The organism is Aminivibrio pyruvatiphilus (assembly GCF_004366815.1).
GTDB classification, from domain to species: Bacteria; Synergistota; Synergistia; order Synergistales; family Aminobacteriaceae; genus Aminivibrio; species Aminivibrio pyruvatiphilus.
Genome location: NZ_SORI01000011.1, coordinates 1 through 21707 on the forward strand (window position 1 = coordinate 1; position 21707 = coordinate 21707).

The window sequence follows — 21707 nt, forward strand, 5'->3', positions numbered from 1 at the left end:
CGGATTTGAGGTCTCGTTGCGTAGGCAAACCAATGATATCTCAAAGACCTTGGGGGCTTTTTAATGTTCCTAAAAACCTATTTTGGACAAGAGTGAAAGGAGGTATTTTCATGGCTGAAACAGCAACCCCTCAGAAGAGGACACTGTTCGAGAAATTCATCAAGGGAATCGAGATCGTCGGCAACATGCTCCCGCACCCCTTCTGGCTTTTCGTCTATCTTTCGCTCATCGTCCTCGGACTGTCCTATTATCTTTCAGAGGCCGGAGTCTCCGTGACCTACATGGCGGCGAAAGCCGGAGAGGCCCCGAAGGAAACGACCGTTGCGGTTCTGAACCTTCTCTCCTTCGCCGAAATGAGAAAGTTCACGGCCGGCTTTGTTTCCACCTATGTCAATTTCGCACCCCTTGGCCTGGTCATGGTCATGACGCTTGGAATCGGCCTTGTGGAGCAGTCCGGGATGATTTCCGCCCTGATGCGGAAGACCATTCTCGGCGCCCCCTCCTACATGGTGACGGCGGTCCTCGCTCTTGTGGGCATCAACTCGAACCTTGCCTCCGACGCGGGCATCATCTTCACCCCGGTCATCGGCGGCGCGGTCTTCAAGGCCCTGGGAAGAAATCCATGGGTCGGCATCATCGCCGGTTTCGCGGCGGCCTCGGGAGGTTTCACCGCGAACTTCTTCATTGCCGGAACTGACGCCCTCCTCGCCGGAATCACCCAGTCGGCGGCCCAGGGAATGAACGTCCCCGGACCGACCCATCCCCTCATCAACTGGTACTTCATGGCTGTGGCCACCATCGTCGTCATGTTCGTCACCACGTGGGTGACCGAAAAATTCACTGTTCGTGTCCTCGGTGACAGTGCCCACGACAAGGATTCCGACGAGCTTCTGAAGCATGCCGTCACCCCCGAAGAGAACCGGGGACTCCGTTTCTCCGCCGTCATGGCGGTTCTCGTCATCGGCGTCCTGCTGTACCTTATACTCCCTGAAGGCTCCTTCTTCCGGGCCGATGACGGAACCATCGTCCCCCGCTCGCCCTTCCTGAGCAGCATCGTGGCGATTCTGTTCTTCCTGTTCTTCTTCGTCGGGATCGCCTACGGCTTCGGCGCCGGCACCATAAAGAAGATGGACGACGTGCCCAAGCTCATGCAGAAGGGCCTTTCCGGAGGACTGAGCTTCATGGTGGTCGTTCTTCCCGCCGCCATTTTCGTCCAGCTCTTCAACGCCAGCAGGCTCACCACCGTCCTCGCGGTCAACGGCGCCCACTGGCTTGAAAGAATGAATCTCGGCGGCATCCCGCTGCTTATCATGTTCATTCTCCTCTGCACCTTCATCAACCTGTTCATCACCAGCGGTTCTGCCAAGTGGCTCATCCTGGCCCCCATTTTCGTTCCCATGTTCTCCATCGTGGGCTTCTCGCCGGCCCTCACCCAGGTGGCGTATCGAATCGGCGACTCTTCGTCCAACATCATCTCCCCCCTGTCGTACTACGTGCCGGTTATCATAGGGCTTCTGGAGCAGTACCGGTCCGACCCGGACACGAAGGTCGGCATCGGTACGGTCATCTCCCTGGAGATGCCCTATACCATCGCCTACCTCATCTGCTTTACCGCACTGCTCATTGCGTGGTATCTGCTGGGCATACCTCTTGGCCCCGGCGCTTCCGCTCTGTTGTAGCAGAAAAAGATACGACATGGGACCCCGGTCTTCCGGGGTCCTTTTTCTTACCCTTCGCTTCGGGGGCTTGCCAGGGAACGATATATCACTTTCCCGTCCGGACTCCGAAAATTTTCCCCGGAGAATTTTTCCTTCCAGCCTGAAGTACTCTGGACCGGAGAAAAAAGTTGGAGTACACTTTTTCCCGTGTTTCTCCCGCTGTTATTTGATCCCTCCCTTTCTGCGACATTGCGGAAAAAGGGAAAGCGGCGGTGTGGGGCAATTCTTTCGAGGTCTGGGGTGAAACAGAAATGAAAAACGTACCGGCGGACATGGAAGGTTTCCTTTCTCATCAGCCCTGGTGGCGCACCGGGGTCCCGACAGAAATAATCCGTTCCCGTGAAGGAGTCGGGGAGCTTCTTCACAGGGTGAAACAGGTGAAAAAAAATCCCTTTTTCGTGGTGGATTCAGTGCTGCAGGATCAGCCTGTCTTCGCCCCCCTTTTCGCCCATGAAGCCCTGTTTCTTTTCGATGCCTCCGCGTCGGAACCCAAAACAGGAGATGTCGATACTGTCGTCTCCATAATAAAAAACAGGGCGAAACCCCATGATGTGGTGGTGGGCATCGGCGGGGGAGGGACCATGGACCTTGCGAAAGCCGTGGGCATATGCCTTGCAAATCCGGACCCCGCCCATACATACCAGGGGTATGGCCTGGACATGAAGAAAGGGGCGGATATCTGGGTTCTTCCTACGCTCAGCGGTACAGGGGCCGAAATTACTCCCATCGCGGTGCTCCGCGGACCCGAGAAGAAACTGGGCATCAACAACCCCTATACCGCACCCTCCGTGGCGTTCATCGATCCCGGGCTCACATCGGGGGTACGTAAATACAACCGGTTTTTCACCATGATGGACTGCTTCTTCCATCACTATGAAATCACGAAAAGCGCGACAAGCTCGGAGACGGCCGTTTCGGATGCCCTTGACGGCATCAGCCTCTCCAGGGACGTCCTGACGTCGGGTGTGGAGGAGTTTCGGATGGACAACGCCATCCGGTCGGCCATGGCCTCCGTTCTAGGAGGAAGCAGCACCATCGGCGGGAGAGTGGGGGCAGCCCACGCAGTTTCCTATGGGCTGAGCAACTCCTCGCCAACCCTCCCTCACAGCGTGGCCGTCACCCTCGCCATGCTTTCCCTCGGCGACCTCTATCCTGACGGATACGAGGACACTGTTTCCTTTCTCCGGATCAACGGCATGGACACTCCAAAAGCAGCGGATTTCGGAATAGGGGCAGGAGCAGTGGAAAAAATGACGAAAACTGCCCTCGGCATGGAGAAGCTCTGGCAGAGCTGTTTCGGAGTCAACTGGAAGGAGCGGGCCACGGAGGGATATATCCGGGGGATCTATGAAAGAATCGTTTCCCGGTAGGGATTTTTTGCTTCTGCAGAAAACGACAGGGGGGAAGGCTGATGGCAGGAACGGAAATTTTCGGGAAGGAAGAACTGGAGGCAGTTCAGGATGTCATTGAAAGAAAAATGATCCACCGTTACGGGTCTCACGGAGCAAGAAGGGGTATTTACAGGGTGGAGGAGTTTGAAAACAGGGCCGCGGAAATTTCAGGAGCCCGCCATGCCCTTGCGGTGGCCAACGGAACGGCTGCCCTTATCGTCGCCCTGAAGGGAATCGGCATCCAGCCGGGGGATGAAGTTATCACGTCTCCCTTTACCTTCATCGCCACTGTCGAGGCTATCGTTGCCTGCAACGCAGTTCCCGTACTCGGCGAAATCGACGGGACCCTGAGTCTCGACCCGGTCTCAACAGAGAGGCTTATCACCGAAAGAACACGGGCGATCATGCCGGTCCATATGTTCGGTGCCGCGGCGGACATGGACAGGTTTGCCGAACTCGGAAAAAAGTACGGTATCCCCATCATCGAGGATGCCTGTGAAGTCGTCGGCGGCACCTACAAGGGAAGGATGCTCGGAAGCCTGGGAACATGCGGCACCTGGAGCTTTGATCCCAACAAGACCCTCACCGTGGGCGAAGGCGGGATTGTGTTCACCGACAGCGAAGAAGTCTACTCCAGAATGGACTGCTACCATGACCACGGGCATATCCACAGCAAGGAACACGACCGGGGTGCCGAAGGCAAGTCGGGGCTGGGTGTGAACTACCGGCTCAGCGAACTGCAGGGAGCCCTCGGCCTTGTTGCGCTGCAGAAAATGGACTATGCCCTCGGGCTGCTCCGATCCACCAAGAAAAGGATTCTGCAAGCCGTTTCCGATACGGGCATTGTCCCCCGTCCCACCCACAACGGTGAGGGGGACACTGCCTCCCATGTGATTTTCATGCTGCCGTCGGCGGAGTCGGCCTTGAAGTTCAGGGATGCCGCCGTTTCAGCGGGTTGCGGTTGTTCCATTATCGCAGACAACACCTGGCATTTCGCAAAACACTGGAAGGCTCTTGAAGTAATGGGGGAAAAGGACTGGTTCGGGACGAGGACTCCTTCCTATGCCCCGGAAACAATGGCAGGGAGCGACAGGCTGCTTGCCCGGGCAGTCATGTTCGGTCTCAGCATCATCATGGATGATTCCGCGGTGGAAGCCATTATCCATGCAGTGCGGGCGGGGACAAAGGCTGCTCTCTGAGATATCTCCTTCGGGTTAAGCGAAGCGGGCCTCCGGGAATCTGCCGGGGGCCCGCTTTCCAGTGAGCTACAGGCAGAAGTCGGGGTGGAGTTCCAGGTATCGCTCCAGGGCTTCCGCGTCCTCCGGAGTATCAATCTCGATGGTGTCCCTCTCCGTGGGAACGCAGGCGATGGAATGCCCTTTTTCGAGAACCCGGAGCATTTCCAGGCTTTCCGTTTTTTCCAGGGGCGTCTGTTCCCAGGAGGAGAATTTCAGCAGGAAATCTCTCCTCCAGCAATAGGGGCCGATATGCTTGTAATAGACAGGGTCTCCGTTTCTCGGATAGGGAATGGGGGAGCGGCTGAAGTACAGCGCCCTTCCTGCGGAATCGAACACCATCTTGACTATGTTCGGCGAGAAAACTTCCTCTTCGCGGTCAATCCGCTTTGACAGAAGGGCGAGCATGACGGCAGGATCGTCCATGGCCGCTGCCAGGGGATCGATCATGTCCGGCCCCGCGAGAGGATCGTCGACCTGGACGTTGAGGACGATATCGGAAGGGATTCTTTCGGAGACCCAGGCCACCCTGTCGCCTCCGCTCGGCAGTTCGGGAGGGGTGAGCATGCATTCCCCTCCTGCGTCCCTCACCGCGGCGGCGATCCGTTCATCGTCCGCAGCGACGATGATCCTGTCCACGGACGAACACCTTTCCACCCGGCGGAGTACCCGGACGACCAGTGGTACCCCTCTTACCGGAAGAAGGGGCTTTCCTGGGAGGCGGGTGCTTGCGAATCTTGCGGGAATGACGGCGAGGGTTTTCATGATCCATCCATCTCCTTGAAGGAAGATTGACAACGGATATTGATGATACACTTTTCCTTCCTTCACCGGAAGGGGAGGGCAGGAAAAAAGCGGCCCCTGAAGGGGCCGCTTTCAGCAGATGCCTGAGGGCAGAGGAGTGGTCAGTCCTTGAGAATCTGGGTGCCCGCCGAGCCTTCCAGGGCTTCGAGGGCCTGTTCGAGGCTCGCGATGACGGCGCGGCTTCCGCCGTTGCGGACAAAACGGAGGGCTGCCCGAACCTTGGGTCCCATGGAGCCGGCCTTGAAATGGCCTTCCTTTTCAAGGGCTTCCATTTCGGTTACCGTAAGCTTCTCAAGCCATTTCTGGTTCGGCGTGTTGTAGTTGATGGCAACCCTGGGCACGTCGGTGAGGATCATCAGGAGGTCGGCCTTCACCGCGGCGGCGAGCCTTTCGCCGGCGAGGTCCTTGTCGATGACCGCCTCGACTCCCTGGTAGGTTCCGTCAGCCCCGCGGATGACGGGAATGCCGCCGCCGCCGGAAGCGATGACGGTGAAGCCCTTTTCCAGCAGGGAGTTGATGACGTCCTTTTCCACTATGGACTTGGGGTCAGGGGAGGGAACGACCCTTCTCCAGCCGCGTCCCGCGTCATCGATCCAGAATTCTCCGGTTTCAGCCATGCGCTTCTTCGCCGCTTCTTCCGTATAGAACGGTCCCACCGGTTTTGTCGGATGGACGAAGGCAGGGTCGGCAGGATCGACCTCAACCTGGGTCACGACGCATGCGGGTTCATGGCCGGACAGGCCTTCGAGAGCAAGGGTGTTGTGGAAGCTCTGGCAGAACATGTACCCGATGAGTCCCTGGCTCTCCGCTCCGCAGACATCCATGGGCATGGCAGGCACAGAAGTGCTGCCCAGTTCGTTCTGGATGAGGATTGCGCCGACCTGGGGCCCGTTGCCGTGGGTGACCACCACTTCATGACCGGCCCGGATCATCCTGACGATCTGGTCCACTGTTTTCTGAACGTTGTCCCGCTGTTCCGCTGCATTGCCCTTCTGGCCTCTCTGCAGAATGGCGTTGCCTCCAAGGGCGACCAATACTCTCATCTCTTTAAATTCCCCTCCTGAATGTTAATGCTAAACCAGTATATTCTAAACTAAGCAGCTTATTTCAGCAAGTCAATGACAAAGGGCGGAAGAACGAAACTTGCCCTATGGATATCGGATGTGTAGTACCTCGTTCCCTCGGGTGCCGGGCGAAGGGGCGCCGACGGATCGGCATTCTTCGATCCCACTGTGTAGGTCCACATTCCGCTGGGATAGGTGGGCATGGCTCCCCAGTACATCCTGACGACGGGAAAGACGGAACTCATCTCCCGGAAGGCGTCCCGGACGACGTTCCTGTCGGTGAAGGGTGATTCCGTCTGGGCAACGACCATTCCGTCCTTTTTCAGGGCGTTGTGGATATCGCGGTAGAAGGGGGATTCAAAGAGTCCGGCGGCAAATTCCACGGGATCCGTGCTGTCCACGATGGCGACGTCGAATTCTTCTTTCGCGGCTTTGATATATACCATGGCGTCCATGGGTTTTACGTCCGCCCTGGGGTCTTCAAGGGCAGCGCTGATGGTCGGGAGAAACCGTTTCGAGGCGTTGATCACTTCCTCGTCGATATCGATAAGAGTGGCCTTTTCCACGCTTTTGTGTCGGAGGACTTCCCGCAGAACGCCGCCGTCGCCGCCGCCGACGATGAGCACTCTCCGGGGATCCGGGTGCGAGGAGAGCGCCACGTGGGCCATCATCTCGGAGTAGCAAAATTCATCCCGTTCCGTGATCTGGATTGCTCCGTCGAGAATCATCATCCGGCCGTATTCTCCGGTTTCCACAAGCAGGATGTCCTGGTAGGGGCTTTTCACGTTCAGAAGCACCTCTGAAACGCGAAGGCTCAGCTTCATGTCGGGGCTCTGTTCTTCCGTAAGCCAGAGCTCGTTGAAGCGTTTCGGGCGGGTTTCCATTGGGCATTCTCCTTTCTCTGGAAAAAGCGGAGGGAACAAGTCGTTCAACCTGTTCCCTCCGCTGACTGACTTTCATTCAGTATAGAATGTCCTGCTTCAATCTTCAAGCACGTAGGCGCGGAGCGGGGGGAAGCCGTTGAAGCAGACCGAGGAGTAGCTCTGCGTGTATGCCCCGGTGGTGAAAAAGTACAGCCGGTCTCCTTCCGTCAGTGAAGCGGGGAGGGCGTACTTTTCGTTTTCGTACAGAATGTCCATGCTGTCGCAGGTGGGACCGGCCAGGATCGTTTCCTGAATGGGGCCTGATTTCTCCGAGTAGATGGGGTACTTGATGGACTCGTCGAGAGTTTCAATAAGACCGCCGAATTTTCCGGCGTCAAGGTACACCCAGCTGTACTGGTTGGCCTCCGACTTCCGGGAAATGAGCACCACTTCCGTAATAAGGATTCCTGCGTCTCCGGCCATAAAGCGGCCCGGTTCAAGAAGGATTTCAGGGAGGGTTTCTCCGAAATCTTCCGTAAGGAAGCGGATAATCTCCGCTCCGTAAACTGAGGTCTCCTTCGTGGGGGAAATGTAGTTCGCCGGGAATCCGCCGCCGAGGTTCACCATTTTCAGCTCGATTCCCTCCGCCTTCGCGGAATCAAAGAGATATTTGCAGGTGGAGATGGCATGATCCCACTGGCCGATGTCCCTCTGCTGGGAGCCCACGTGGAAGGAAATCCCGTAGGGCTCCAGGCCGAGTTCAGGAGCCTGGAGAATGAGCTTGTAAATGGTATCGGGGTGGGCGCCGAACTTCCTGGAGAGGGGCCAGTCTGCGCCGCTTCCGTCGGTGAGGATCCTGAAGAATACCTTCGAGCCGGGAGCGTTCTTCGCGATTTTTTTCAGATCGTTTTCCGAATCGGTGGCGAAGAGGCGGACTCCCTTCGAATAGGCGTAGGCGATATCCTTCGCCTTTTTTATTGTATTGCCGTAGCTGACCCTGTCCGGCGTTGCGCCGAGAGCGAGGATGTGATCCAGTTCGTATATCGAGGCTATATCGAAACAGCTTCCCTTGGCCACGAGCATCCGAATGACGGATTCGTTGGGGTTCGCCTTCACGGCATAGTAAATCTTTGCAAAGGGCAGGGTGCTGATCAGTTCATCGTACTTCTGTTCGACCTTTGCCAGGTCAATTACGAGAAAGGGTGTCTCCTTATCTTCAGCAAACTTTTTGATGCGGTCGAATCGTTCCCTGGAAATATACCTTTCAAGGTCGAACTGGAACTGGTTTTCCACGTCTCTACCTCCTAATGAATTGGTTTTGAACCTGATGCAGTTTACGGCCTCGGGCCGAGAAATGCAATAGGGAAAGGGGAAGAAAAATCAGGGAATTTACGTATTCTTTTCCCCCTTGCCCGCAGAGGTTCCATGGTAGAATCAATGCTGTTCCGACCATTGAGCGCACCGCTGCAAGGAGGCTCCTCCATGTTCTACGGAAAAAGAAAATTTCCCTTCTGGGCAAAGCTGGCCGGCCTTGCCCTTCTGGTTGTTGCCGGTTTTCTCACGGGGTACCTCGGCTATACTCTCTACCGGGAGCTGACGGCTCCGCCGCCCGAAATGCCGGCTTCACCCGGTCCGGTTCCGCTGCCGGAACCGTCCCTGCAGTTTCAGGAGCCTCCCGGAGTTCATACTCCGGTTCCGGCGCCGGAACCGCCGCTGCCCCCAGCCCTGCCGGGAAGGGCGAAAAGCGACCAGCTCTGGCTCCACGTCGTCAAGGGGACTTACCGGATGTATCTCTACCGGGGAAGAAACGTGGAGCGGACCTTCGATGTGGCTGTCGGGGCCAACGGAGGGCAGAAGCAGCGTGTCGGCGACAGCAGGACCCCTACAGGTGACTTCACCGTCCAGCAGATTCAGAGGTCCTCCTCCTGGACCTACGACTTCGGCGACGGGAACGGACCTATCCCGGGAGCGTACGGCCCCTGGTTCATACGGCTGAAAACCCCGGGATGGTCGGGTATAGGCATTCACGGTACCCATGATCCCCACTCCATCGGCACCATGATAACCCAGGGGTGCATACGGATGAGGAACCATGAACTTGAGGAGCTGAAGAAGACGGTTTTTGTCGGCATGAAAGTCGTCATTTCGGAATAGGAGCAGTTGCCATGAAATTTGTGAACATAGATCTCCAGGTAAACAAAAGGGGTTTTCGGCGCTTCATTTCCTCGTGGCTGGTAAGGGATGAGAATGAGGACAGGACCTATCTCGTGGACACGGGACCGGGCAGCACCTGGCCCATTGTCCGCGATGCGGTGGAACGGCACGGAGGGAGCAGGGTGGATGCCGTTCTTCTGACCCATGTGCATCTCGACCATGCCGGGGCTGTTTCCCTCGCTTTTCGGGAATACGGCGCTAAGGTGTCCGCGGCACCGAAGGGAATTCCTCACCTGCTCGAGCCTGCGGCCCTGTGGAAGGGGAGCGTGGAAACCCTCGGCAATACGGCGTATCTTTACGGAGAGCCGGAACCCCTTCCCCGGGAAGCCCTTCTGGCGGATGAAAACCTCCCGGCCGGTTTCTCGGCGGTGGAGACCCCGGGACATGCATCCCATCACCGGTGCTTTGTCCTTGATGAAGGAGGAGGCGGAAAAACCCTTTTCGCCGGTGAGGCGGCAGGAATTTTCCTGGAAGGGGAGGAGCCTTTTCCCTATCTTCGTCCTGCCACGCCCCCCCGTTTCTTCCCGGAAGTGACCCTCGAGTCCATTGAAAAGCTGATACCCCTCGGCTGCAGCAGGATCTGCTATTCCCATTTCGGAGCGGCCGAAGGAGCCGGGGAAATGCTCTCCTTTGCCAGGGGGCAGATTCTCTTCTGGAGAGACATCGTGGTGGACCTGTTCAGAAGGGGGGTTCCGCCTGACGACGAGGAGGCAGTTTTTCAGGAGCTGCTGGAGCGTGACCCCTTCCTTGCGGCCTGGAGAAAAATGGAGCCCGATATCCGGGACAGGGAGCGGGAGTTCATCGGGAACAGCATCCGCGGATTCGCGGGAGCTTACGGCCCGAAGTGAAAACGAACGGGGGAGCGGATTTGCTCCCCCCGTTCGTTTCTCTTCCTTTATTTTGTTCCCGGTGTTCCGTTTCCTGCTTTGTATTCATACACTATTCCCTGAAACGCCTCCGGAAGAACCCGGCTCGTGATCGTCAGGCTGTCCTCGTCGTACTCGATGGAGTGAAGCTTCAGGGGAAAAACAAATTTTCTCAGGTCGAGAAGGGGCTGGATCTGTTCCACAGCCTGGTCTGTTATGAACTGGGGGACGTCCACCCGGTTCACCTTGAGGGTGTAGTCATGAAGCCACACCTGCTGCATGTCCACGATCTTGAACCGGCTGAAGATTTCGATGAGAATGTTCAGCCGGAAGATTACCGTCACCAGGTAATTCCCCCGGGCGTAAATTCCGTCGGGCCGCATGTCCACCTGGAGGTTGTTCCAGTGGTCGTCATCGCCGAATTCTTTCGAAAGGAGGTTGTCGTTGAGATCCTTCTCCAGGATCCGGGCGAAGGCGTGGACGTGGAGGATTTCCCCGGCATCAAGTCCTTTTGTCTCCCATTCCCCGGGAGGGTTCATCTGGACTCCCATGGCCCTTACCCGCAGGGAATCCATGCGGACGCCGCCGATGACGCATCCCGATATGTCCAGGTAGATATCCCTCACATAGCCGGTGTCGTCCGGTTCTTCGTCGATGATCATGGTCATCCTCTCGGGGGTGAATTCCGAGACGAAATGCCTGAGGAGATGGCTTCCCAGGGGTTCTCCGCCTGCCGGTGCCGGCGCGACGAAGAAAAGGGGCAGAAGAGCAGCTGCTGCGACCAGAGCGCATCGAACCGTTTTTTTCATTTTCATTCCGTTCTTTCCTCCCTGGTGGTCATAGTTATCCAGTTTTTTCGATCGTTTCGATTTCCGCCATGAGGTTTTCCCACAGTCCGTAGAGGGAATCGAGTTCCTTTGCGGCATCGTTTCTCTGAATGAGCAGGTTCTGGACTTTTTCCGAATCGGAGAGAAAGACCGGATCGGACAGAAGGCTGTCCCTTTCCGACTGCTGTTTTTCAAGGAGAGAAATTTTCACTTCTACCGGCTCAAGTTTGTCCAGGACCTTTCTTTTCTTTCGGTACAGGAGGTTTCGTCTCTCCGCCTCAATTCTCTTCCGCTCTTTTTCAGGGTCTTCCTTTTCTTTTGGGTCCATCCGCTTCTCAGCAGCCTCTGAGGAAAGGGCTTTCCTTTTTTCAATAAAATAGGAATAGTTCCCCGGATAGTCCAGGAGTTTTCCCGAGGCTATTTCCACCACCCTGTTCACCAGGTTGTCGAGGAAAAAGCGGTCATGGGAGACAAGGACCAGGGTGCCGTCGTATTCAAGGAGGGCTCTCTGGAAAAGATCCTTGGTCTGCATATCCAGATGGTTCGTAGGCTCGTCGAGAACGAGGCAGTTGGCTTCTTCCATCAGCAGCTTCAGCAGGGCAAGCCGGGATTTCTCTCCTCCTGAAAGCACTGAAACAGGCTTGTAAATATCGTCGCCGCCGAAGAGAAAAGCCCCGAGAAGGTTTCGCTTGTCCTGGGCTGTCCATGCGGGATTGCGTCCGGAGAGGGTTTCCCACACGGTCCTGGAATAATCCAGGTTTTCCGATGACTGCTGGGAAAAAAAGGCGATCCGGACATTGTGCCCTGTTCGTACCGTTCCAGAAGTGAGCCCCTCGGTTCCGCTGAGGATCCTGGAAAGGGTGGACTTTCCGGCCCCGTTGACGCCGACCAGGGCAATTTTCTCTCCCCTCTGGATAGTCAGGGATGCGTCGGAGAAAACCGTGTGATCCCCGTATTTCTTTTCTCCCTTTTCCATGACGGCCACGTCGAGACCGCTGCGAACGCAGGGTGGAAACCGGAAGGACACCCGCTTCGTGTCCTCCTCTATTTCAACAAGGCTCATTTTCTCGAGCCGCTTGACCCTGCTCTGTACGGACGCCGCCTTCGAGGCCTTGTAGCGGAACCGCTCGATGAATTCTTCCATGCGGGCGATTTCTTCCTTCTGGAGTCGTTCCTGCCTTCTGAGTTCTTCAAGCCGCCTTTCCCGCTCGTCGAGGTACTCCGAGAAATTGCCCTGGTAGATGGAAATCTTTCCCAGAGAGAGTTCCGCGATGGAGGTGCAGATCGTATCGAGAAACCTCCGGTCGTGGGAGACGGCGACGATAGTCCCCCGAAAACCTGAAAGCCATCCTTCCAGCCATTCCATGCTCTCCGTGTCAAGGTGGTTTGTCGGTTCGTCAAGCAGCAGGATGTCCGGGCAGAGAAGAAGAAGGCCGGCAAGGTGGAGCCTCATTTTCCAGCCGCCGGAAAAGCATCCGGTGGTCCTGTCCAGGTCGTACTGTGAAAAGCCAAGGCCCGAAAGTATTTTGCCTGCCATGGCATCGAAAGCATATCCGTCGAGGGACTCGAACCGTTTCAACAGAAGGTCGTGACGGTTGAGTTCCCGTTCATGCTCGGGGGATTCCGGGGGTAGTGCGGCCAGCCTTCCTGCGCATGCTGCGAGTTCGTCCTCCACGGCTGCCAGGCCCGTTCTGGAACGCAAAAAGGAAAGAACGGGCATGTCGGGGAGCTCCACCAGGTCCTGGGGCAGATAGCCGATCCTGAGCCCTTTGGGGATTGTGACCGTTCCGGAATCCACAGCCGTTTCCCCTGTCATCATTCGGAGCAGCGTCGTCTTCCCTGCGCCGTTGTTTCCCACAAGACCGGTACGGGACCCAGAAAGAATGGTCCACGAAAGGTCCTGGAAGAGGGATCGCTCTCCCAGCTGTATTCGAATGTCGCAAATCCGGATCACGGCCCCGCCTCCTTCCCGCTTTACTGATGAACCTGATTATACGGTGATTTTTCCGGGGAAAAAAGAGGAAAACAAGGATTTCAATGGTATCATTTCTTTTTACGGGTCGCACCTGCGGTTCCCGTTCCGCACAAGAACACGGAGAAAAGAGGAGAGAGAATGACTGAGCAGTATTCCGGAGAATGCAGAAACGGAAGCGGGGAGGGAATGAAGAAGGCCCTCTCCTACCGCTGGATTGTGTGGGGGGTTATGGTCTTCGCCTTCATGGTGGTTTTCTTTCACCGTTTTGCCGCGGCGGTGGTGAAGGACGACGTGACGAGAGACTTTTCCCTCAGCGCCACCGCTTTCGGCGCCATGGCATCCATGTATTTCTACGCCTACATGATCATGCAGATACCGGTAGGGTTCCTCGCCGATTCGCTCGGAGCGAGGATCACGGTCTCCCTTGGAATGTTTCTTGCCGGGGCCGGATCGGTCATCTTCGGATTCGCACCGTCCTCCTTCTGGCTTTTCCTCGGGAGATTCCTCGTCGGCATAGGTGTATCCACCGTTTTTGTCTCCATCATGAAAATCCAGTCCCAATGGTTCCGCGACAGGGAGTTCGCCACCATTTCCGGAGCCACAACTCTTGTGGGCAACGCCGGGGGCATTTTCTCCCAGGGACCGCTGGCCCTTCTCATCTCCGTGGTTTCCTGGAGAGCGGGATTTGTGGCCATCGGCCTCCTCACCCTCGCAATCGCGGCGCTGTGTTTCCGGTTCATCCGGAACAGGCCCCAGGATATGGGGCTTCCTCCGGTAAACGAAAGGGAAATTGCCAGGGCAAACCTGCAGCCGGATCCCTTTTCCGTGGTTTCGGGACTGAAGAATGTCCTCTCGGTCAGGGGCATCCTTCCGGCGACCCTTTTCTACCTTTTCAACCAGGCCGGTTTTTTCGCCCTCATCGGTACCTGGGGTATCCCCTGGATGGTGAACGCCTACGGGCTTTCAGTCCAGGAAGCGTCTTCCTACAGCGTGGTCCTCATCTTCGGGATAATGGCGGGGGGGTTCATCACCGGCTGGATATCCGACCGCCTCGGAAGAAGAAAAGCCCCCATGCTTGTCAGCTCGCTGCTCCATATGGTTTTGTGGGCGGTGATTCTCCTGTCGGAAAACGGAATGCCTCCCCTCGGGTGGCTGAAAGTCGTTTTTTTCCTTCTCGGCATAACGAATACTGCCTTTATCCTCGCATGGTCCGTGGCCAAGGAACTTACCTCGGAAAAGTACACCGGGCTCGCCATTTCCATACTCAACGCCGCCGGTTTTCTTTCCATAGCAGTCTGCACTTCTGTCATGGGATGGGTCATTGACCTCTTCGCGGCCCTTCCTCCGGCAGGAGCCTACAGAATGGCCTTCATGCTTCCTCTCGTTTCAGCCGTCCTTTCCTTTCTTTCTGTCCTCTTCATCCCCGAAACAGGATCGGTTAAACATGGGGGGCGCTGAAAAAGCATCCTGAGGAGAGCATTAAGTTTCAGCTAATGGAAAGCCTTTTTATTTAATTAATTTTCTCAGGAAAAAATGGCCGAAAAAAAGAAAAAAGATGGGGAAACCTTTACCGGAAGGAAAAAATCCTTGACATCAACGGAAAAATCCTATATTGTTTGATAGTGGCCTAGGCCGCGAATTTAATAAAGTTTTAGGAGGCTGTCTTTGGATGAGTCAGGGAACAGTGAAATGGTTTAACGATAGCAAAGGGTACGGTTTCATTACAACGGACGAGGGCAAGGACGTTTTCGTTCATTTCAGCGCCATTGTTGGTGATGGTTTCAAGACCCTCGCCGAGGGGCAGAAGGTTTCTTTCGACGTCGTCGACGGTGAAAAGGGACCTCAGGCTGCGAACGTTCACAAAGCGTAACCCTTCCCTCGATTTACATTAAACCAAGGGAAAAAAGACCGCCGGTTCTTCGGAACCGGCGGTCTTTTTCGTTATCTTCCTCTGTATTCCGGCTTGCCCTGCCTCCTGGGCCGGGATGCGCCTGATGGACGTCCCCTGACCTGCTGGGTCTGGCTGGACGCGGGAAGGAGGAAATCCCTGCCTTTGCCCTCTTCAAGGAGACCGCACCGTTCCAGGCCGCGGCAATCCTCCTCGAACCGGGAGAGAGCCACGGGAAGCAGCTCCACGAGGACATGGTCGTCTTTCATCCTGATAGCGCCCACTTCCGAACGGTCCACGTTCAGGGATGTGCATACGGAGCTCAGAACCCTGCCCACGTCCCATCCGTCCGCCAGTCCCTTGCTCAGGCGCAGCATTGTTCCCTTGGGACGTCTTCCCTTAAGGGGCCGTGCCCCGGGTGTGCGGTCTTTTTCTCCGGCGAAGCGGCTCTTTCTCCGGAGTTCCCGTTCCAGTTCGGAGGAGAGATTGTATCCGGCAGAACGTTTTGAAGACAGGGTCCAGAGCAGCCTGGCTACGAGATTTTTCGCACTGACCCTGGAAAGAAGGTCCTCGGCCCACAGGAGATAATCCTCGTCTTCTCCGGCTTCCTTCACGGTGAGAAGTTTTTCTTCTGCGATCTCTCTCTGAACCTTTGAAATGGCGTCAAGGTCGGGGACATTCTTCCATTCAACGGTTACCTTTGCCGAACCGAGCATGTACTTGAATTTCTCCGCCTCCTGGGGGGAAAGAAGGAGGATGTCGGTTCCTTCCCGCCCGGCCCGTCCTGTCCGTCCGCTCCTGTGGACGAAAGTCTCCCTGTCGTCGGGCAGTCCGATCTGGATGACGTGCGTTACTCCCTCAACGTCGAGGCCGCGGGCAGCCACGTTCGTCGCGACAAGCAGCGGCAGGTGCCCGTTTTTGAAGGAACCGAGAACGGCATTGCGCTCTCTCTGGGTCATTTCTCCATGGAGCGACCCCGCGCTGAAACCTTCTTCCGAAAGCCGCTGGGCCACAGACATGGTTTCCAGGCGGGTATGGCAGAAGATCAGTCCCCGTTTGGGCCGTTCCCAGAGAAGAACGTTCACGAGGCCTTCCATTTTATGCCTGAAGGGAACGAGGTATGCCCGGTGGACGATATCCTCGTGCTGTTCGCCATCCTCCACCAGGGAGATGGACACAGGAGCGGAGAGGTATTTTTTCGAGAGTTCCCTGACTTCCCTGGGCATGGTGGCGGAGAAAAGCCAGGTCCGCTCCCGCTGGGGAAGAGCGTCAAGAATGCCTTCAAGTTCATCCCGGAATCCCATGTCGAGCATATGGTCCCCTTCATCCAGGATGACGGAATGGATACCGTCAGCTCTCAGGGTTCCCCTGTTCACGTGGTCAAGGGTCCTTCCCGGCGTGCCGACGACGATGACTGCTCCGTCCTTGAGTGAGCGGATCTGGGTTGACATGTCCAGCCCTCCCACAAGAGTGGCGACCGATATATCCATGTACCGCGAAAGCCATTCCGCCTCACGGGCAGTCTGCTGGGCCAGTTCCCTGGTGGGGGAGAGGACAAGAATCCGGGGTGAGGACTGGGGAAGATCCATATTCTGAAGAAGCGGCAACAGGAAGGCCAGGGTTTTTCCGGAGCCCGTCTTGGCCCGGACGATCAGGTCTGTTTCGAAATTTTCCAGGGCGAGGACTTTTTCCTGTACCGGGGTCGGGATGGAAAATCCCTTCTTTTTCAGGGCGAGAAGCAGTTCTTCCCGCAGTTCGTAACTCGCGAAACCGTTGTCATTCATTAATTTTTGTTCCTCCTTGAGATTCGAAAGAAGGGAAGGGCAACGACGCCTCCGTCTTTCGCCCTCAAAAAAGAGTGGACCCCGTTCCGGGGGTCCACTCAAAATCTTCCCTCCATTACATCTGATCTATTATGCGGAAGATTTGTGATTTGTCAAGCTACCCAAACACGAAAAGGCGTTACTCCTTTTTTGTCAGCCTCTGCCATGCGTGGAGAGCCAGGGCTATGCCGATGACCCCGTAGGCGACGAAAACACGGAAATATTCGCCAACCTGGGCGCTTCCCATGATATTCTTCCCTGCCAGGGGGGACACGATGAAAAGGGCGTGAAAAAGCACCGTTCCAAGGATAGCCTGGCCGATGGTGGCCTTCGAGACGGATGCGCCGCCTATTAGGAGCGCCGCCACAGCGAAGGTCCCTACCTGGACATGGGATCCGTACACCTGGACGTTCCCGATGTTCTGGAGGAAGATGAGCTGTCCCCAGGCCGCGAGAACGGTGGAGAAGATGACGGCGATGATCCTCACCCTGTCGACCTTTATGCCGGCCACCTCGGCGATGTGCCTGTTCTGTCCCACGGCCCGGAAATCCTGGCCGAGCTTCGTCCTGAAGAGAAGGTAAACGGCTGCGCAGAGAAGGGCGATTATAACGAGAGTAAGCACCGGGAAATTGATGTTGTTCAGGTATTTAAGCACCGGAATGTCGATGCTCCTCGCCCGGAAGACGTAAAACTTGTCAATGGCGTACTGCCAGATCTTGAGGTCGAGGGTGTTCACAAAGCCGATCCCCGATGGCAGCAGCAGCGCCTTGTTGGAAATGGGAATGATCCACCCGATGAAGATGAGACATACGAGCTGGTAGAGTCCGTTGGCGAAAAAGCCGAGAATCAGGCCCGTGATCATTTCCTTTCCCTTGGCCTTATTGAAAAGGATGCCGGTGAGCCAGCCGAAGAGGACGGCGAAGGGAACGGACATGATGCATGCCAGAAAGAACCCCGTTATTCCGGTGAGGTTGTAGACCACCGTGATGAAAGCTGCAAACTGGCCGGCCATGGCGCCGAGGACAATGCCGAAATTGAGTCCCATCCCTGCGAGTACCGGGATAATAAGAGAGATCACCAGGAAGGAGTTCCGTGCGAGCCTGGACATGAGATCGTTGGCGAAAAACATCCAGGACAGCCCGGAATAATAAAAACCGATCGAGCAGAGAACAAGGAACACTATGGGGACTATGTTTTTCTGAAGGAGCCTCATCGGGCGTCACCTCCCACTTCTTTGCGGGTGAGGGCGTAGAGAATGATGCCGTTGCTTATTATGACCCTCATGATCTCGGAGATGTCGCTGTCCATGGCCACGTTGGCCACAGGGAGGGCGATGACCAGGAGTCCGTTGAAAAGAAAGGTGCCGATGAGTGCCTGGGTGATGGTGGCCCGCTGCAGTGACGCGCCGCCGATAAGGATGGCGGAGACGGAGTAGAGTGCCATGTACAGGGGCGCCTGGTAGAGCTGAATGAAGCCGTAGCTCTGGGAGTAGATGACGATGCCTGCCGCACCCATGGCGCAGGAGATGATGGAGGCGAGCATTCTGTACTTGTTCACGCTGAGGCCCGAGGCCTCGGCGAAGCGGGGGTTGGATCCGACCACCGACATGGCAAGGCCCGTCCTCGTCCTCAGGAAAATCCACAGGAGAAGGCAGCACAGGGCAGTGACAAGAAGCAGGCCGGTAGGGATCCTCACGCCGTAGAAGGTGAAGCTGAGAAAGCGGTCGAGGAGCTGTTCCATCCTGCCGTCAAGGACCACGGTGACCCGCAGTCCGTCGCCGCCGTAGGGCCAGATCATCTCCGGGCTCTTGTACGGGGCCATCAGCCAGAAAATGCACATGACCGACACGATGGAAAAGCCCATATAGGTACCAACGGTCATCTCCTGTCCCTTGACCCGGTTGAGCAGCAGACCGTACAGCCAGCCGGCGGCCGCGCCGAGAGGAATGGAAACGCCGATGGCGAAGAAGAGCGCGGTGAAGCCCCGAAGGTCGAGCTCGATAGCCAGGGTCGCTCCGACAAGGCCGCAGATGATTCCGAAAGGAAGGCCGAAGTTCGGTCCGGCTCCTGCCTGGATGGTGGGAATCATGGCCAGCACCAGGAGGGCGTTCATTCCGAACCTGGTGAGCATTGCGCTGAAGATCTGCCCCATGGGAAGACCGAAGGAGAAGGCTGCCGCGACGAGAAATGCGAGAAAGAGAGAAATGATGAGGCGCGGGATGCCGACTTTGTTCAAAAGGCCGTTGCCCATGTCATACAGCCTCCTTTCTATGAATCTTGTGGTATTCCCCGGCCATCATGAGTCCGAAATCCCTGTCGCTGTCCGTCGGGAGAAGAATGCCTTCCAGCTTTCCCTGGTAGACGATGGCGATCCGGTCGCAGATCGAACGGAGTTCCGCCAGTTCGGAGGAGGTCATGACGATGGTGAGACCTTCCTCCCTGTTCAGCTTCACGAGGTGGTCGAGAATGAGCTTCTTGGCGCCGATGTCGATGCCCCTCGTCGGCTCGGAAACGAACAGCAGATTGGGCTCAAGGGTAATGGCCCTGGCGATGCAGACCTTCTGCTGGTTTCCGCCCGAGAGACGTCGCGTAAGCTGCCCCGGGCCGGTGCACCGGATGTCGAGCTCCCTGATCATTTTCGATGCGTACTCCGTCATGCCCTTTCCGTCAAGAATGCTTATCTTCCCCTGGGTCAGGAATTTACACTGGACCTGGATTGCCGTAGCGACGATGTTGAATTCAATCGAGTCGTCCAGTAGTAGCCCGGTCCCTCTTCTGTCCTCGGAGACAAAGGCCATGCCGTTGTCGAGGGATCCCCGGGTATTGTTCAGCATGACGGGATCGCCGTTTTTCTTCACGTCTCCTCCGGAAGGAAAGAGCCCCATGATGCCGTTGGCGATGCCGATTTTTCCCTGGCCGGCAAGGCCGCCGATGCCGAGAATCTCACCGCGCTTCACGTCCAGGTTAACGCCCTTGACCCTCTCCCCGGGCATGGATACGGACAGATCCCGGATTTGGAGTATGTAGTCGTCCTTTAGTTCCGAGGGCGGCCTGCCCTTCATTTCGCCGCTCTCGATTTTTCTTCCGACCATAAGCTCGGCGATCCGTTCAATGGAAGTCTCGGAGGGCAGGGTTTCAGCTATCTGTTCGCCGTCCCGGAGAATGACGATCTTGTCGGAGGCCGTCATGACCTCGTCGAGGCGGTGGCTGATGAACAGGATGGAGATTCCTTTGTCGGTGAGGATTTTCATGGCCTCGAGGAGTTTATCAGAGTCGGATTCCGTAAGCACCGCCGTAGGCTCGTCGAGGACGAGAAGGCGGATGTTTTTCTTGTCGAGTTCCCTGGCTATTTCCACAAACTGCATATGGCCCACGGGCAGGCCCTTGACGGGGAGCATTTCGTCAATGCCCAGGCCGATGGCATCCATGGAAACCCTGGCGTCGTCCTTCATGGCGGGCATGTCGAGCCACTTGAGGGGTTTTCCGAAGAATCTGCTGAGCAGGCTGTCTTTCGTGATTTCCCTGTTGAGCTTTATGTTCTCGGTTATGGAAAAACCGGGGAGGAGCATGAATTCCTGGTGGACCATACCGATGCCGAGTTTCATGGCTTCTTCGGGGGATTTAATGTCAGCTTTTTCACCGTCGAGGTAAATTTCGCCTTCGAATCCTCCTGTCGCATGGATCACCGGCATACCGAAAAGAATATTCATAAGGGTGGATTTGCCTGCTCCGTTTTCTCCGACGAGGGACAAAACCTCTCCCCTGCCGAGGGAGAACGACACGCCCTTAAGGACGCGGTTCCCGTAGTACTGCTTGCTGATGTTCTTCATCTCAAGACGGGGTGTACCGGTCAAAAAAACGACCTCCTTTATCAAAAAGGCAGGGCTGCCCGTAGTGACAGCCCTGCCTCGAGTCTTAACGTTCCCGGGACAGGATTACTTCTTCCCGAAGATGATGGATTCGCCGACGACCATGAGGAAGTTCGGAGCCTTTTCCTCGTCGAAAGCGCGGATGCGGACGGCACCGGCTGCCTTCTCGAGGGTAAACTTCGCTCTCTGGATGTCCTTTTTGTCTTCGAACTTGCCGTTGGCGAAGTCCATGGCGTATTCTGCCCCGGCACGGATGAAGTTCATGGTGACGGGGGCGGTCCAGGTGGCGATCCGGCCGGCGACGCCCAGCTCGACAACCTTTTCATCGATGGCCTTGAGGATGTAGGGCACGTCTCCCTTGTTCTCCACCTTCAGTCCGAGAGCGTTGGGAAGGGCGTGGAAGGGGCTGGGGCAGCACTGCTCGGGATAGATGGCCTTCCCCTTCACCACGGACTTGATGAGGGGTTCCTGCATGGAGCAGTTGGTGCTGAAGAAAGCTGTGTCAGGGCCGTACTTTTCCACCTGGCGGGGAGCATCTTCAAGGATGAACTGCTGGGAACCGGCGACTCCGCCCTCGCCCGTGGGGTCGGGAGCGTTGACGAAAACGAACTCGACGCCGATTTTCTTCGCGGTCTGTTCCATGATCTCGCGGCGCTTGGCAAGGAGAGGATAGCTCATGTGACGGGGGAAGGAATAATGGATGAAGGTCTTGGCGCCCATTTCCTTCGCCTTTTCAACAATGGAGGTTCCGCGGGTGGGCTGGTCGATTTCAAAGAGAATGTCAGCCTTGCCGGCCATCATGTAGGGCTCTTCATGGACGGTGCCGATGACGAAAAGAATATCGTCCCGGACTTCCTTGACCTTGTCGATGGCGGCTGCCGTCCCGGGGACGCCCTGGCAGATGACGATGGCCTTCACGTCAGGGTCGGAGGCCATGGCCATGACCTGGGAAATGGTGGTCTCCTGCTCGTCCATGAACTTGTCCGGATAGGTGACGTGGATGACCCTGTCTGCGCCGTACTTGGCCACCATTTCTTCCCCTGCGCGGTACTCTTCCTCTCCCTGGGAAACGGTTCCGGTCATAATGCCGATCTTGGGTGCCGCAAAGGCCACCGTTCCAAGGGCAAGAACAAGCGCGACTGCAAACAGAACTCTGGTGAATCTCCTCATG

Annotated in this window: 18 protein-coding genes; 7 read left to right on the forward strand and 11 right to left on the reverse strand. The window is 56.5% G+C overall.

The window, feature by feature from the left end; translation table 11 throughout:
- The first annotated feature begins 110 nt into the window (after positions 1-110).
- The 3 genes from C8D99_RS09085 to C8D99_RS09095 all read left to right on the forward strand — a co-directional run bounded on the left by C8D99_RS09085 (position 111) and on the right by C8D99_RS09095 (position 4308).
- Entirely contained in the window at positions 111-1679 is a 1569-nt protein-coding gene (locus C8D99_RS09085) for an AbgT family transporter (RefSeq protein WP_133957823.1), read from the forward strand.
- 290 nt (positions 1680-1969) lie between these two features.
- Positions 1970-3088, forward strand: a complete 1119-nt coding sequence (locus C8D99_RS09090) for an iron-containing alcohol dehydrogenase (protein WP_133957824.1) — start codon at positions 1970-1972, stop codon at positions 3086-3088.
- Between the two features lie 41 nt (positions 3089-3129).
- Positions 3130-4308, forward strand: a complete 1179-nt coding sequence (locus tag C8D99_RS09095) for a DegT/DnrJ/EryC1/StrS family aminotransferase (RefSeq protein ID WP_133957825.1) — start codon at positions 3130-3132, stop codon at positions 4306-4308.
- A 66-nt stretch (positions 4309-4374) separates the two neighbouring features.
- On the opposite strand, the gene kdsB is transcribed toward C8D99_RS09095, so the two are convergent.
- From kdsB to C8D99_RS09115, 4 genes are all read right to left on the reverse strand, one after another.
- Entirely contained in the window at positions 4375-5109 is a 735-nt protein-coding gene (kdsB, locus tag C8D99_RS09100; protein WP_133957826.1) for a 3-deoxy-manno-octulosonate cytidylyltransferase, read from the reverse strand.
- A gap of 140 nt (positions 5110-5249) precedes the next feature.
- Positions 5250-6191: a carbamate kinase gene (gene arcC / locus C8D99_RS09105; RefSeq protein WP_133957827.1), complete on the reverse strand. Its 942-nt coding sequence runs from the start codon at positions 6189-6191 to the stop codon at positions 5250-5252.
- Positions 6192-6250: 59 nt separating this feature from the next.
- Entirely contained in the window at positions 6251-7096 is an 846-nt protein-coding gene (speE, locus tag C8D99_RS09110; protein WP_133957828.1) for a polyamine aminopropyltransferase, read from the reverse strand.
- Positions 7097-7192: 96 nt separating this feature from the next.
- The gene (locus C8D99_RS09115; RefSeq protein WP_133957829.1) at positions 7193-8368 is read right to left on the reverse strand and encodes a type III PLP-dependent enzyme; all 1176 of its coding nucleotides are present in this window, start codon (positions 8366-8368) and stop codon (positions 7193-7195) included.
- Positions 8369-8557: 189 nt separating this feature from the next.
- Here C8D99_RS09115 and C8D99_RS09120 point away from each other — a divergent pair, with 189 nt between their 5' ends.
- Together C8D99_RS09120 and C8D99_RS09125 are read left to right on the forward strand one after the other, a co-directional pair.
- Positions 8558-9229, forward strand: coding sequence for a L,D-transpeptidase (locus C8D99_RS09120; RefSeq protein ID WP_243833882.1), 672 nt, complete (start codon positions 8558-8560; stop codon positions 9227-9229).
- A gap of 11 nt (positions 9230-9240) precedes the next feature.
- Positions 9241-10137 carry an MBL fold metallo-hydrolase gene (locus tag C8D99_RS09125; protein WP_133957830.1) on the forward strand — a complete coding sequence of 299 codons (897 nt, stop codon included), beginning with the start codon at positions 9241-9243 and terminating at the stop codon, positions 10135-10137.
- A 47-nt stretch (positions 10138-10184) separates the two neighbouring features.
- Here the strand turns inward: C8D99_RS09125 and C8D99_RS09130 are convergent, their stop codons facing one another.
- Both C8D99_RS09130 and C8D99_RS09135 read right to left on the reverse strand, forming a co-directional pair.
- Positions 10185-10970, reverse strand: a complete 786-nt coding sequence (locus C8D99_RS09130) for an LmeA family phospholipid-binding protein (protein ID WP_166670101.1) — start codon at positions 10968-10970, stop codon at positions 10185-10187.
- Positions 10971-10998: 28 nt separating this feature from the next.
- Entirely contained in the window at positions 10999-12936 is a 1938-nt protein-coding gene (locus tag C8D99_RS09135; protein WP_133957832.1) for an ABC transporter ATP-binding protein, read from the reverse strand.
- A 159-nt stretch (positions 12937-13095) separates the two neighbouring features.
- Here C8D99_RS09135 and C8D99_RS09140 point away from each other — a divergent pair, with 159 nt between their 5' ends.
- Together C8D99_RS09140 and C8D99_RS09145 are read left to right on the forward strand one after the other, a co-directional pair.
- Positions 13096-14415 carry an MFS transporter gene (locus C8D99_RS09140; protein ID WP_133957833.1) on the forward strand — a complete coding sequence of 440 codons (1320 nt, stop codon included), beginning with the start codon at positions 13096-13098 and terminating at the stop codon, positions 14413-14415.
- 211 nt (positions 14416-14626) lie between these two features.
- Positions 14627-14827: a cold-shock protein gene (locus C8D99_RS09145; protein ID WP_133957834.1), complete on the forward strand. Its 201-nt coding sequence runs from the start codon at positions 14627-14629 to the stop codon at positions 14825-14827.
- Positions 14828-14898: 71 nt separating this feature from the next.
- Here the strand turns inward: C8D99_RS09145 and C8D99_RS09150 are convergent, their stop codons facing one another.
- The 5 genes from C8D99_RS09150 to C8D99_RS09170 form a co-directional block, all read right to left on the reverse strand.
- Entirely contained in the window at positions 14899-16629 is a 1731-nt protein-coding gene (locus tag C8D99_RS09150; RefSeq protein ID WP_133957835.1) for a DEAD/DEAH box helicase, read from the reverse strand.
- A 178-nt stretch (positions 16630-16807) separates the two neighbouring features.
- Positions 16808-17881, reverse strand: a complete 1074-nt coding sequence (locus C8D99_RS09155) for an ABC transporter permease subunit (RefSeq protein WP_133957836.1) — start codon at positions 17879-17881, stop codon at positions 16808-16810.
- A complete protein-coding gene (locus C8D99_RS09160) occupies positions 17878-18918 on the reverse strand; it encodes an ABC transporter permease subunit (protein WP_133957837.1) in 1041 nt (346 codons plus the stop codon). The genes C8D99_RS09155 and C8D99_RS09160 overlap by 4 nt, the downstream gene beginning before the upstream one ends.
- Position 18919: 1 nt before the next feature.
- Positions 18920-20521, reverse strand: coding sequence for a sugar ABC transporter ATP-binding protein (locus C8D99_RS09165; protein WP_338024443.1), 1602 nt, complete (start codon positions 20519-20521; stop codon positions 18920-18922).
- Positions 20522-20602: 81 nt separating this feature from the next.
- Positions 20603-21706, reverse strand: coding sequence for a DUF3798 domain-containing protein (locus C8D99_RS09170; RefSeq protein ID WP_133957838.1), 1104 nt, complete (start codon positions 21704-21706; stop codon positions 20603-20605).
- Position 21707 lies beyond the last annotated feature (1 nt).

Coding starts and splice junctions, on each gene's coding strand:
- C8D99_RS09085 (WP_133957823.1), top strand. CDS start 111: ATGGCTGAAACAGCAACCCCTCAGAAGAGGACACTGTTCGAGAAATTC.
- C8D99_RS09090 (WP_133957824.1), top strand. CDS start 1,970: ATGAAAAACGTACCGGCGGACATGGAAGGTTTCCTTTCTCATCAGCCC.
- C8D99_RS09095 (WP_133957825.1), top strand. CDS start 3,130: ATGGCAGGAACGGAAATTTTCGGGAAGGAAGAACTGGAGGCAGTTCAG.
- kdsB (WP_133957826.1), bottom strand. CDS start 5,109: ATGAAAACCCTCGCCGTCATTCCCGCAAGATTCGCAAGCACCCGCCTC.
- arcC (WP_133957827.1), bottom strand. CDS start 6,191: ATGAGAGTATTGGTCGCCCTTGGAGGCAACGCCATTCTGCAGAGAGGC.
- speE (WP_133957828.1), bottom strand. CDS start 7,096: ATGGAAACCCGCCCGAAACGCTTCAACGAGCTCTGGCTTACGGAAGAA.
- C8D99_RS09120 (WP_243833882.1), top strand. CDS start 8,558: ATGTTCTACGGAAAAAGAAAATTTCCCTTCTGGGCAAAGCTGGCCGGC.
- C8D99_RS09125 (WP_133957830.1), top strand. CDS start 9,241: ATGAAATTTGTGAACATAGATCTCCAGGTAAACAAAAGGGGTTTTCGG.
- C8D99_RS09130 (WP_166670101.1), bottom strand. CDS start 10,970: ATGAAAATGAAAAAAACGGTTCGATGCGCTCTGGTCGCAGCAGCTGCT.
- C8D99_RS09140 (WP_133957833.1), top strand. CDS start 13,096: ATGACTGAGCAGTATTCCGGAGAATGCAGAAACGGAAGCGGGGAGGGA.
- C8D99_RS09145 (WP_133957834.1), top strand. CDS start 14,627: ATGAGTCAGGGAACAGTGAAATGGTTTAACGATAGCAAAGGGTACGGT.
- C8D99_RS09150 (WP_133957835.1), bottom strand. CDS start 16,629: ATGAATGACAACGGTTTCGCGAGTTACGAACTGCGGGAAGAACTGCTT.
- C8D99_RS09155 (WP_133957836.1), bottom strand. CDS start 17,881: ATGAGGCTCCTTCAGAAAAACATAGTCCCCATAGTGTTCCTTGTTCTC.
- C8D99_RS09160 (WP_133957837.1), bottom strand. CDS start 18,918: ATGGGCAACGGCCTTTTGAACAAAGTCGGCATCCCGCGCCTCATCATT.
- C8D99_RS09170 (WP_133957838.1), bottom strand. CDS start 21,706: ATGAGGAGATTCACCAGAGTTCTGTTTGCAGTCGCGCTTGTTCTTGCC.